The 12257-nt window shown below is 48.1% G+C and carries 14 protein-coding genes; 4 read left to right on the top strand and 10 right to left on the bottom strand.

Translation table 11 applies throughout. The features are described from left to right. Nucleotides 1-25: 25 nt before the first annotated feature. The 6 genes from DFP95_RS14265 to DFP95_RS14240 form a co-directional block, all read right to left on the bottom strand. Nucleotides 26-1714, bottom strand: a complete 1689-nt coding sequence (locus DFP95_RS14265) for a vWA domain-containing protein (protein ID WP_115993313.1) — start codon at nucleotides 1712-1714, stop codon at nucleotides 26-28. A 12-nt stretch (nucleotides 1715-1726) separates the two neighbouring features. Beyond that, nucleotides 1727-2461 carry a hypothetical protein gene (locus DFP95_RS14260; RefSeq protein WP_342768228.1) on the bottom strand — a complete coding sequence of 245 codons (735 nt, stop codon included), beginning with the start codon at nucleotides 2459-2461 and terminating at the stop codon, nucleotides 1727-1729. 204 nt (nucleotides 2462-2665) lie between these two features. Next, on the bottom strand, nucleotides 2666-3628 hold the full coding sequence (locus DFP95_RS14255) for an NAD(P)H-dependent glycerol-3-phosphate dehydrogenase (RefSeq protein ID WP_115993311.1): 963 nt from the start codon (nucleotides 3626-3628) through the stop codon (nucleotides 2666-2668). 189 nt (nucleotides 3629-3817) lie between these two features. Continuing rightward, nucleotides 3818-4357 carry an NADPH-dependent FMN reductase gene (locus DFP95_RS14250; RefSeq protein WP_115993310.1) on the bottom strand — a complete coding sequence of 180 codons (540 nt, stop codon included), beginning with the start codon at nucleotides 4355-4357 and terminating at the stop codon, nucleotides 3818-3820. Nucleotides 4358-4497: 140 nt separating this feature from the next. Next, nucleotides 4498-5478, bottom strand: coding sequence for a sensor histidine kinase (locus tag DFP95_RS14245; RefSeq protein ID WP_147304164.1), 981 nt, complete (start codon nucleotides 5476-5478; stop codon nucleotides 4498-4500). Between the two features lie 97 nt (nucleotides 5479-5575). Next, a complete protein-coding gene (locus DFP95_RS14240; protein WP_115993308.1) occupies nucleotides 5576-6292 on the bottom strand; it encodes an MOSC domain-containing protein in 717 nt (238 codons plus the stop codon). Nucleotides 6293-6502: 210 nt separating this feature from the next. Here DFP95_RS14240 and DFP95_RS14235 point away from each other — a divergent pair, with 210 nt between their 5' ends. The 4 genes from DFP95_RS14235 (at nucleotide 6503) to DFP95_RS14220 (ending at nucleotide 9360) form a co-directional block, all read left to right on the top strand. Next, a complete protein-coding gene (locus DFP95_RS14235; protein ID WP_115993307.1) occupies nucleotides 6503-6643 on the top strand; it encodes a sporulation protein YjcZ in 141 nt (46 codons plus the stop codon). A 132-nt stretch (nucleotides 6644-6775) separates the two neighbouring features. Then, nucleotides 6776-7207 (top strand): hypothetical protein, encoded by a 432-nt coding sequence (locus DFP95_RS14230; RefSeq protein ID WP_115993306.1) that lies wholly within the window; start codon nucleotides 6776-6778, stop codon nucleotides 7205-7207. A gap of 114 nt (nucleotides 7208-7321) precedes the next feature. Beyond that, entirely contained in the window at nucleotides 7322-8461 is a 1140-nt protein-coding gene (locus tag DFP95_RS14225; RefSeq protein ID WP_245987663.1) for a glycosyltransferase family 4 protein, read from the top strand. After that, entirely contained in the window at nucleotides 8458-9360 is a 903-nt protein-coding gene (locus DFP95_RS14220; RefSeq protein WP_115993304.1) for an NAD-dependent epimerase/dehydratase family protein, read from the top strand. The genes DFP95_RS14225 and DFP95_RS14220 overlap by 4 nt, the downstream gene beginning before the upstream one ends. 66 nt (nucleotides 9361-9426) lie before the next feature. On the opposite strand, the gene DFP95_RS14215 is transcribed toward DFP95_RS14220, so the two are convergent. Genes DFP95_RS14215 through DFP95_RS14200 form a run of 4 tightly spaced genes read right to left on the bottom strand, consistent with a single transcriptional unit; the run spans nucleotide 9427 to nucleotide 11937 of the window. Next, nucleotides 9427-10500 (bottom strand): Gfo/Idh/MocA family protein, encoded by a 1074-nt coding sequence (locus DFP95_RS14215; protein WP_115993303.1) that lies wholly within the window; start codon nucleotides 10498-10500, stop codon nucleotides 9427-9429. Between the two features lie 15 nt (nucleotides 10501-10515). Continuing rightward, on the bottom strand, nucleotides 10516-10956 hold the full coding sequence (locus DFP95_RS14210; RefSeq protein WP_115993302.1) for a disulfide oxidoreductase: 441 nt from the start codon (nucleotides 10954-10956) through the stop codon (nucleotides 10516-10518). A 1-nt stretch (nucleotide 10957) separates the two neighbouring features. Next, the gene (locus DFP95_RS14205; RefSeq protein ID WP_181907419.1) at nucleotides 10958-11635 is read right to left on the bottom strand and encodes a DsbA family protein; all 678 of its coding nucleotides are present in this window, start codon (nucleotides 11633-11635) and stop codon (nucleotides 10958-10960) included. 56 nt (nucleotides 11636-11691) lie between these two features. Continuing rightward, complete coding sequence (locus tag DFP95_RS14200) at nucleotides 11692-11937, bottom strand: hypothetical protein (RefSeq protein ID WP_115993300.1); 246 nt, start codon at nucleotides 11935-11937, stop codon at nucleotides 11692-11694. Between the last annotated feature and the right edge of the window lie 320 nt (nucleotides 11938-12257).

Raw genomic sequence — 12257 nt, 5'->3', positions numbered from 1 at the left:
CGTAACCCCTCCTCGAATAAGTAGATCACATTTGAACGTTGAGCAAATTTCCGATCTTATACACGACATCGTCCGTATCCGCATTGATGCTGGCCGCTTCATTGATGCTCGAGATGCTTTGAAGCGCTTGAATATTCGCATTGTAGCCGATCGTATACAACGGAATCTTGAAAGACTCGATCAACCCTCTGATATCCTTTAACGAATGCCCTTCGTTCGTTTCTCCATCGCTTAGGACGAAAATCAAAGGCTTGACCTCCGGATTAAGCGCTAGTTCGGCTTGAAGCATCTTCAAGGCCACTAGAATTCCATCGAACGTGGCCGTCCCTCCGCCTGACTGAAGGCTTTCGATAGCACCGACGAACATGGATTGCTGATTCGTGTCGTATTTCCCGATCGGCAGATTGATGGTAACGTCGGTGGAATAAGAAACCAGACCGATGCTGTTATCTCGCCCCAGAAACTTCTGTCCGGATAATAACGATTCCTTCAATCGTTTCAGAGGTTCGCCGTCCATGCTTCCCGATACGTCGGCTACGAATACGGCGGCAATAGGTTTATTGCCGTTTTTCTTTTCCTTCCACAGTTTCTGCGCCGAGGATAAGAGATCTCCCTCGACTACGCCAAGCTCCGACTTATAATCCTGCAGTCCGTTGAACCCTTTCTCCTCTGCAAGATTTTGATACTTCTCTTGCGCGACGAACTCCGCGAACTTCTTGACGATATCCAGCTTCTCTTCGGAAATATTACCGAGCGCGTAAAGCGGGCTATCATGTCTAACGCCGAACGGGGTGAACACGTAACTTCCCTTCAGGTCCGGCGCGTTAACGTAGGTTTGGTACTCTAGGACGAATGCGTCCAGCATCCCCGTCTTAGCAGCGTCCCTCATTTGCAAAGTCGTAGAAGCGAGGAATGGGACATTGGCTTGGAATTTCTCGAAGCCTTGAACCGCCGTTTCTCCTAGCATGTTCGTACCGTCAAAGGTGGCGAGCGCCGTCACTAGGAAGTTCAAACCGGTGGAGCTAGCGAATGGGTCCGTATACCCCATCGCTAGCTCGTTGTCGGCGATCGCGTCCGTAATTGTCTTAACGTTTAACGAGCCGTATTTCTCGACCAGCTCGTCGTATTTCTTCTTCGAGGCCACAACTCCTGCCACATTCCCGACTAGTCGTTGCGATACAAGCTGAATGGGAATTCCTTGCGCTTTAACCATCTCTCCCCATAACTCGTTCGAAGGCGTGAAGGCGTCCGGCACGTATTTACCCGATCGGATGTAATCCGTTGCCGTACCCGAAGCTATATTGCGGATTCTGACGGAAACACGCTTCCCGTTTAATTCGATATTGGCGTTATTAAAGTCCGTCGCCACCTCGTTTAACCAACCGTCATTGCCTGTTCCGGATTTCTCGGTGGAGGAGAAGATTTCTACGAACTGCTCCGTCGAATTGTCGACGGACACCGGAAACTTAGAGATATCCGGCAAGGATTCTCCCACGGATACCGGATCGAGGTCGATCTGTCCCTTGATTTGTTCCGCTTCGGTTACGGAAATGTTCTTGTAAAGCTTATCCAGCTGCTTAGCCGCGTTCTCCGAAGTGACCTGAGTTTCCGTTTTGCCGAAATCGGACGTAAAGCGGATCCCGAAGTACACGAGAACAAAAACGACGATCGCGATAAGCCCAAGCACCAAAGCCGCTTTGCCTTTACCGGACATGCTCATCTCCCCCTACTGCTGGTAAAATTTTGTCTGTTTGATCAAAGAATCTATTTCTATCATGCAGGGCATTTTGGCGATATCTTCGTAATTCGCGTTGCCTAATCGGGATATTTCCAGCAGTAGCCTATCCAGCTTCAACAAAATTTCTTCATTTGCGTCCAGATAACCGATTAAGTGGTCTAAGTATTCTCTGTAAAGATTCGTTTTTTCTAGAAAAAGCGGAGAATCGCTCTGCGAATGTCTTTGCGGACTCCCTATAACTGAAAATTCAGAGGCATCGAATACGCTAAGCTTGTTGAGAATTCCCCTGATATTCAGGTAAAAAAGCTTTTCGACTTCATTAATGACATGGATGAATTTCCTAAAGCTTAACTCCGTTAAATCGAATCTCTGACTAAGGACATCCGACAAGGTTATCGTCTTCTTCTCCATTCGATCTAGCTGATCCAATCCAAGGGAGATCTCCTTCGTTAACGTCTTAACTTTTCTATAAGAGCTTAGAGCGGTTATGTAATCCTCTCGCGTCTTTAGGCTTTTCACGGGCGTTGCGACCGGAGGCTTCAACAATACGTTATAACTCCCGTAAAGAAGCGCTAGAAGGCTGCAGAACAGTAGGGTTACGCCCGAAGCAGTCTCAACGGCGCTTTCGCCTCCGATCTCGACGCCCAGTAAACCCGGCGACAGCGCGACAATGTCCAATATCGCGATTCCGGTTATGAGTCCCAATAGCTTCAAGGCTTTCACTACTCGCACCCCCTGCTCTTTATATCTATGTGATTCGAGGTTAGCGCATGTTAAACAGGCTACAGATATCCGTAGCCTGTTTTCGCATTCGTATGGAGTTCGGATTAAATGGGGAATTAGGGGGTGTATTCGATTTGGCTCAGCCAAGAGACGGAATCGGCGTATCTCTTCGGCGGTATTCCTTCCATTCGCTTGAACAGCTTGCTAAACATTTTCCGATTTCACCGGCCTCATGAACAATCTAACCAGCTGCTCCTTGGGATCGCTGTCTTCGGAGAGTACGGAATCAACCGCTTGGCAGATGGGAAGCTCCACGCCGTATTGTTCGGACAATCTCAACAACGCTTTTGCCGTCGCTACTCCTTCGGCTAATTTCTCGAAAGGTTCCTTTTTCGCGAATGCTTCGCCAAACCGCCGATTATGGCTATGCTTGGAGAAAACCGTTGCCTCGTAGTCTCCAAGATGTCCTAAGCCGTAAATGGTTAGCTCGTCTCCGCCCATGGTCTTCACTAATCTCGCCATCTCTTTGGTTCCTCTAGCCATTAACGCCCCCTTCAAGCTCGCGTAACCTATTCCGTCCAACATGCCTGCCGCGATTCCGATTACGTTTTTCGCCGCCGCGCCGATTTCGTTTCCTAATAGATCATGCCCGTAATAAAATCGAATCGTCTCGCTTCCGAGACTGTCTACGATCCGTTTCGTAAGATCGGCGTCTTCGGAATCGATGACCATGCAGTTCGGAATGTCGTTGGTGAAGTCCTGAACGTGCCCGGGGCCGACCCATATGGCTACCTTTACGGGTGATTTCATTTCTTCCATAAACACTTGCGTGAGCCTTTTCCCCGACTCCGATTCAAGTCCTTTCATGCATAAAACGAAGGTCTTATTCGATAATTCCATATCGTTTAACCGATTAGCGAACCCTCTAAGCTCCTGCGCGCTGATCGCGATAAAAATCATTTCAGCCGATTCTACGGCTTCTATAACGCTATTGGTTAAATGAACGGCAGAAGACAAAACGAGATAGTCGTTCGTTCTATCCAACAGCAATCTCCGATAATTTTTCGACTCCGCTCTTCCCCACATCGCGACTTCATGTCCTATTTTATCGGCATACCAGGATATAAAGGATCCCCATCTTCCGCAGCCTAATACCGCTACCTTCATTACGACTTCATCTCCGCTCGCTGTTTTTCGCTATCTCCGCCGAGTCCGGCGAAGAAGTTACCGCACTTGATATATTCGCGATATCCAATGAGCTATCCTCCCGGAGGCTGGCCGCAAACGGAAAAAGGGATGAACAGAAAATCTCTGCTCATCCCATTATCGAATGCTAAGTATCGGTACTCCCCATCATTAGCGCAATGATTTCAAGGCTCCGCTCCATGCCAACACTTCATCGAGCATTCCGTTAACGTTCGTAAGATGCAGATCCGCCGGTTTGAACACGGATCCGTTCTCGAAATCGGTATACAATGACAATGCTGCGTGTATGCGAACATCCGCAACGGACAGCTCCCCCAGTATTCCGCGAAGATGCTCCGCCGCGCGAGCTCCGCCTACCGAGCCGTAGCTCACGATTCCGGCCGCTTTATTGTTCCATGCTTCGCGCGCATAATCCAGCGCGTTTTTCAAAGCCCCGGTTATACTGTGGTTGTATTCTTGAACGATAAATACGAAGCCGTCCAAGCTAGCGAGCTTGACGTTCCAAGCCGTCGCTTGCTCCGTTGCATCTGCTTCGCCCAGTAGAGGAAGCTTGAAATCCGCGATATCCACGATTTCATAAGACGCATCCCCGCGCTTATCGGCTACGCCCTTCACCCATTCTCCGACTTGCGGACTTAAGCGACCTTGACGGGTGCTTCCGAGAATGATACCGATTTTTAAGTTTGACATTTTCGTTCCTCCTCTAGGGAATCGGCTACAAAGTTATAACCCTAATGCTTATTCCTAACGCATGGAATAATTGAGCTCTGAGTTATAATTCCTTTCGGCTTGGATTTTATTCTGACTCTTGAACGGGGAATCCGGCGTGCTCATTCAAGGGCTTTTTTAAATGACAATATAAACGTCGTTTCTATTTCATTCGTATCGAACAAAATATCCCCGTCGTTTTTTTGCAAAATTTGTTTACAAATCGTTAATCCCAGCCCCGTCCCGGATGTTTTATTGGTCACGAACGGCGTGAACAGTAAATCCACGATCTCGTCCGAGATCTTCGGGCCGTTGTTGGAAATATGTAAATATACGTTATCGTCATCTTCCTTCATCGACATCGTGATCACTTTTTTATGGGAAACGTCAAACAGCGCATCTGCAGCATTGTTCATCAGGTTAGATATCACTTGTTGGATGCCTTTTCTTTGCACTCTGATTATTTTATCTTTTTTGTATTTCTTAACGCAGATAACGTCTTCTTGTATTAACCGTGGATTTAACATCGATAGTACGGAATCTATGATTTGAATCAAAGAGATGTTATCGTACGATTCGTCATGCTCGCGATTTCTGGAAAAGCTGAGAAAGCCCGTTATTTGCATGTGGATGGTCTCGAAATCGTCCTCAATGATTTTTAAGCAACTGGCGATTTTATTGTTCGTCTCCGAAGAAACGATTTGTTTGATGAGCTTTAGAAAACCTTGGATGGAGGTAAGAGGATTCCTGATTTCATGAGCCATGCTGGCTGCCATCTTCCCGATCAACGTAAGGCGATCGCCGTGCAGCTCGTTAATCAGCTTGTCTTTTTCCATGATAACGTTGCGGGTAAAGCTCCAATAATTCTCGCGTGCCTGTTTCTCGAATAAGTCCATCCTGAATATGTATTTTTTGATCAATTGGTAGATGGCGATCTCGTTATTTATGGCGACCTTCTCAACGGTCTCGAGTATCATTTTTCTCCAAATATTCGTCGTGATGAGAATATATTCGATATAGTTATACCGATCCAACGAAATCTTGGACCATTTAGGTATGGATTTGAAAATGGGATGGTCTTCCGCCGGAATATCTAAATTCATTATATAATCCAAATAATTATTAATGTTTTCATTCGAGTCTAACGGAAGATCCGGATATATTTCGCGAACTTCTAGCAACCATCTCTTGTCATCCGACTTATGGCGCTATTATCACTTGATCGCCGACTCGGATCCGCCCCGTCTTGACGACGGATGCATAGACTCCGAAATGCAGATTAAACTCCTCGTTCACTTTACGCAACAGGGAAGAATCCTTATCCAGTGTATCGGGGTCCATCGTAATGACGACGCATCTTTCGCAATAACTATCCACCTGCAGCCGCACTTCGCCTATGGAGAGCTGGCGTCCGATCCAATCGCCTTCGTCCAGCGAATTGTCGTTCAAAGTCACGACGAAATTTCCGCGAAACCGGCGTTGATCCAATTGTTTCCCCCACATGGCTTCGAGCTTGTTCAGGCTGGCATCCGTTACGAGCAGGATACTCGCTCCTTCTACAGACATGAGGCTGGGGTGCTCCGGGTGCGGATCTTTCAGGCGAGACATGGTAATCGGGGTTGTGGTGTGACTTTGAATTTCGTTCAACAGGTTATCGTCCCAGCCGAAGGTCCGCCCATCGGAAGCTGTTACGCGGATGTTTCCTTCGACGAACTCCGCTTGATAGGTAAGCATGTTTGGGATATTCCTTGCGGTAATATAGCGCCACCAACCTTCTTTCGACTCATCGTAGAAGGTGCCGAACCGGTCTCCTAACATTCCGTACGGCTCTATCTCGCACAAATCCAGTCGCTCGCCGGCAAATGATTTGATGGGATAACGATTAATTTCACTAATTTCACCAACGGTTAAATTCACTTGCGAAGTTCCTCCATCTGCATCGGATTCCATTTTATTTTCTTTATTATACTATCCAGGCGACTTTATAACATAAAAATACGGCATTGCCACCGGGCGATGTCCTAATGTTTATATTTTTCATCTAGGTATTCGTACTGTCCATGCATTCATTCCGGTTCATATACTGATCGGGTAACGAAAACATAAACAAAGTGGCGGTGATAAAACATGAGTGGTTATGTCGGAAATAACGTTGGCGGAGTTGGTTGCGGAGGTTACGGTGGCGGTGGCATGGGAGCCGCTGCTTTCGCGCTTGTGCTCTTCATTCTTCTGGTCATCATTCTCAAAGCCGGATCCGGATACTGTTAACTTGATTTACCCGGCATTCTAACCAGAATGCCGGGTTTTTTCTATTTCATGGCCTTTCTTCTTCCTCTCGCATTACCCAAGCGATAATCAATACTCGCTTTGGTAAAGCTATGGATAAAGGGGGAATTCAACATGCGAATCGGAATTGCCATGCTTTATGCTTATTTAATGTTTTCCAAATCACTGATCGGCTTACCCGACGGGAACGTATCCTCTTCCATGCACGTCGCGCCAACTATACATAAAGAGGATCAAGGGGAATACAAGGCGTTACGCGCAGGCAGAGGGAGCTTCCGTTCTCCGCGAAGCGGATACAATGGCGGAATTCGTAACCAACGGCCGGGTACCAACAATCCCGTCGCCCGTACGCCCGCGGCGTCAACGAATCGGTTCGGCGGATTTTTCGGCGGAGTACTGGCCGGGACCTTCCTTGGAGGCTTGTTGAATCCCTTCGGGTTCGGAGGAACCGGAGGTTTCTCGTTCTTCGGATTGGTTTTCTGGGGGATCATCTTGTACTTAGTCATCCGCTTTCTGCGGAACAGATTCGGTAGCGGAAATCGCTGAATTTCCTTTGGACTTGGGTACGTGCCGTTTCTAGATCACTGTCCTCACATAGACTATTTCGTACATGACCTCGTTAGAGGAACGTACAAGACAAAGTCAAAGAGGATGTATTCGATGAAAATTTTAGCGATTGCGCCGGATAAATTGCCGATCCCTCCGATTAAAGGAGGATCCGTAGAAGCGGTCATGCACAATTTTTTCACCAGAATGGCCAAGACGGAGCACGTTACGCTGGTCAGCTGCACGCATCCCAGATTACCCAAACAGAGTACGTCGGTCAACGGGAAGCTTAAATTCATGCGGTTTCCCTACTCTAACGGGAGTACTTATATCCGGGCGGCCATGAAGAAGTTACGCGGCAATAAATTCGATATTATTCAAGTGGATAACCGGCCGACGTTTCTTCCCGCCATTCGAAGAGCTTTTCCAAGAACGCCGATCGTATTGTCCCTTCATTCTCTTCATTTTCTATCCAAACTGAATCGAACGCACGGAAATGCCATGCTTCGTCATGCTAATGGAGTGACATGCGTCGTTTCTTCTCTAGCTAACACCTTTAAAGCCAGGTATCCCGCGCACGCGACGAAATTCAAGCCTGTCCTTCTTGGCGTAGACACCCATAAATTCACGCCTAGATCCCAAGCTTACAAACTCAATATTCGCAAAAGGTACGGGCTAAACCAGTCTTATAACCTCCTTTTCGTCGGAAGAATTATTCCCCGCAAAGGACTTCACACTCTCGTAGAAGCGGCAGCCCTGCTTCGCAAACAGAATAAGCGAATCGCTATCGTCGCTGTCGGCGCTTCTTGGCCGGGGGTCAAGAGAGAGACCGCTTATATGAGCAGAGTGAAGCGGCTTGCCCAAAGACTTCATGTGCCCCTTCGATTTACCGGTTACGTCTCGCCTAGCAAAATACATGAAATGTACCATCTAGCGGATATATTCGTCTGCCCCACTCAATACAAGGAGGGCTTTGCCTGCGTGAATTCGGAGGCAATGGCATCTGGAATTCCGCTTGTCGCATCGGCGCGAGGAGGAATTTTGGAGGTCGTACGGCATGGCCGAAGCGGTCTATTGGTCAAATCGTACAAAAGCCCGTCCGCGTTCGCTCAAGCGCTGACTAAAATTATAGGCAATCCCGGCATGGCCAAACGGCTTTCCATAGGCGGGCGCGCCCGCGTCGTCTCGCGCTTTGGCTGGGCGAATGCCGTAGGTCGTTTGAAATCGTATTATCGAAGCAAGTTACGGCGATGAGAATACTCATTACGGGCGGAGCCGGCTTCATCGCTTCGCACTTAACGGAGCGTTTCGTAATTGACGGGCACCATGTGGCGGTACTGGATAATTTGACTCATGGAAAACGAAACCGGATTCCGCCGCAAGCCGACTTCTTCCAATTGGATCTTGCGAGTCCGGAAGTCGATAAGGTATTCCGGTCGTTCAGGCCGGAGGTCGTCTACCATCACGCCGCGCAGATCGATGTTACTGCCTCTTTAAAGCAGCCCTTGGATGATGCGCGAACCAACATTCTCGGCACGCTTGCTCTTCTGATTCACTGCAGAAATCACGGCGTGCGAAAAATCGTTTACGCCTCCTCAGCGGCCGTATACGGCACGCCGATCTATTTGCCAGTCGATGAACTTCATCCTATTAAACCGCTCTCTCTATACGGCGTTTCCAAACACTCGCCGGAGCATTATATCGAAGCTTTTGCCGCCTTGTACGGAATGGATTATACGATTCTTCGTTACGCGAACGTGTATGGACCCAGACAAGATCCGCTCGGCGAAGGCGGCGTTATCTCCATTTTTCTAGATAAGATCGCGAATGGGTTTCCCCCAGTCATCTATGGCGATGGCCTTCAAACCAGGGATTTCATATACGTCAAAGATATCGTTGCCGCTAACGTAGCCGCCTTAACCAACGGGAGCAAAGAGATTTTGAACGTGAGCTGTAATCAAGCGACTTCTATCCTTGTATTGTTGAATCGGCTCGAAAGCGCCACTGGCGCGAAGTTAACGCCTATTTACAAACCCGCTCGTCCTGGCGATATCCTCCACAGCGTTCTGAATAATAATGCGGCCATTAAATCCTTGGGATGGCTTCCCCGTTTTTCTATTTCGGAGGGCTTAAAGGATACTCTTTCCGGATAAAAGCCGATATGGAACAAAAAGAGCAATCCAAGACTAAATTTCGGTCTTGGTTGCTCTTTGTCGTTCTTACGAATGCCAGACTTGCTTCTCGGAGGTGACCGTCGTCCCTTCGACGACCGCCTTCTCCATCAGCATGCTCAAGTAATGATCCTGGGAAGCCTCCGCTAAGCTGTAGAATGACGGACCCCCTTGAACGTAGTCACCCATCTTGGCTAAGGATGTCGCGATGGCGATCTCGTCGTCCGTAAAGCGTGCCGGAACGAACGGATTGCGGTAGAGCCACTCCGAGCCTAGTAATATTCCGCTATAGTTGAACCCTAACAGATTGCCGTCGAAACCGTTATCGATTCTTCGAAGCTTAGTTATGACGGGAGTTCGGAAGTCATCCAACCATGCGGCCTCGTCTCCCGAAATCTCTCCCCGTTCTCCTCTGACTAGAACGCGTTCGCGGCGAATAAATGAAAAGTATTGGTCTCCGGTGAAATCTAGCACGCCTAGCTTGTCCCCGAACCGCAACGTCACGATATCCTGCGACGATTGCTTGATGATCTCCTCCGCAGGAGGTCCGTTTCTTCCCGGGCCTTGCACGATCGGTGATTGGAAACGCTGACCGGAGATGACCGCTTCCTCGAAGCGAACGTTCAACATTTGCCGAATCAGACTGATTCCGTGGTACCCGTGCGCGACCGATACTTGTGCCTGCGACACGCTACCGATTTTTCCCGATCTTGCCAACGAGATTCGTGCCGCGTGCATCGGTTGAAACAAAAGCTGCTCCGCTACTTGAACTTTCGCTTGTCCGCCGACCGCCTCGTAAAGCTGGGTCAGCCCGTCCAAATCGGGCGCGGGAGGAGTTTCGGCCAATACGGGAACGTTACGCATCGCCAACTCTCGGATATAGACCGGACAGCTATCCCACGGAACGGATACGACCACGAACGCAAGCTCGGACGCCTCGAGAAAGGAATCCAGATCATGAAAAGTCTTTACTCCCCACTTCGCGCGCAATTCGGCAGCCGTCTCCTCGCGACGAACCAGCATTCTGCTTACCTCGAACATTTCGGGAAGTTCGTTCGCGATTCTAAGAAAGAAGTCCGCCCGCCAGCCGTGACCGATGATTCCGAATACGATTTTACCCATAAATATCAACAGCTCCTATATATTCGATTGTAGTGGTTCGCCCTTGGAAAGCAGCAAGCCAAGGGTAATCAGAATAAAAGCGACCAAGGCAAGAAACGGAATCGTAATGAAGCCCAGCCAATCTATATAGTCCACATTGCACGGAACGCCGTTCGTACAGGGTTTTATCCCTTCGAAACCGGGTACTTTCTGAAGCATGTAATGGTAAACGGAAATCAAGCCTCCGATGATGGACAAAGGCAATACGTATTTCTTAATCGAAACGTCGCCATAATACGCGGCAATTCCAAGAATGACGCTCATGGGATACATGAATATCCTTTGGTACCAGCAGAGCTCGCACGGGACGTATCCGCGAATTTCGCTGAAGTAAAGGCTGCCTAACGTGGCGATAACCGAAACGATCCATGCGAAATACAATAGATAAGACTGGGCTCCCGATTTCTCCGTTGTCATGTTACGCTCCTATCTCCTTGTCTATCACGGATTTAATCGATTCGATATCGAATGGATTATGAATAACGATTCCGTTGATAATGAGGGTCGGAGTTTGATTGATGCGATACTTTGCGACTAATTCCGTATCTATGTTCACGGAAGGCTCTGTTGTTTTATTGACGATATCATCCTTCAGTTTCGTCAGATCGATAGTCGGTGAAACCGATTGCGCGACTTCCAAGACCTTATCTACCGTTATCCAATTGACATCGTGATCCGCGGTCGGTTGATTGGCGAACATGGCCTTATTGAAATCCCAGAACAAGTCTTTATTTTGCGAGAAGACCGCTTCGCCGGCAATGGCGCCAAGCTCGGACTCTGCTCCGTGAAACAGCGTATTGATAAATACGAGCTTCATTTTTCCCGTATCGATATACTCCGCTTTCAGTTGCGGATACACGACTTCGCTCCACTGTTTACAAGAAGGACACTTATAATCTCCGAATTCGACCATCGTGACCTTTGCGCTCTCTTGGCCGATCACCGGTTGATTGACGATAGACGGAAGCTCTTCCACGCGAGTCATATCCTGCTCGCTACCCGTGGTTGCCCGGTTTATCAAAAAGATAGCTAATAACAGTACGATTAAAGCAAACGTGTAGAGAACTAATACTTTGGCGGGATTCTTTTTCTTCAACGTCTTGCTCTTCTTTCCCCTGTTATGGTTTCTATTCCGGCTGGACATGGTTCTCCTCATCTCGTTATGTATTTTTTCTCGTTTTTCTCCCACCTTCTGTCGGCAATGACCGAGCCTATCGTGGGAAAGATCAGAATTCGGCCTAATAGATAGACAATCGAAACGGTTCCGTTGAAAATCAAATCAATAAGCGATAACAGTATCGTAACGGACATGCCGATCAAGACCACGCCGTACAAAAGAATATATTTTTGCTTGCCTAGTTTGCGTTTTTTCTCCCACTTGCGTATGAATTGTTCCAAATTTGCCCCTGCTTTCGATGATTGCTTAATTGCTTTCTATGAAACTTGCCGACTAATCCTCATCCGTTTCCCGCACGTTCGACGACCTTGTCAGCTTAGGCAGCACGATAACGAATACTAATCCTACGAGTGCTACGACCGCGAAAAATACCAACACCTCGAGCATGAGACTACCTCCGTTCCGGCAGTAATACTACACAGTATAGTTTAATGCGGCTAATTTATCCGGTCAATCCTTCGTCTATCGACCTTTATTGTAAACGCTATGATCAAGGCAATGAATGACTATAAAGGGCTATATTATGTCCGTTTTGCGACTA

It is taken from the genome of Cohnella lupini (assembly GCF_003386205.1).
In the GTDB taxonomy this organism is placed as follows: domain Bacteria; phylum Bacillota; class Bacilli; order Paenibacillales; family Paenibacillaceae; genus Cohnella; species Cohnella lupini.
This window is presented reverse-complemented; position numbering and strand designations above follow the sequence as displayed.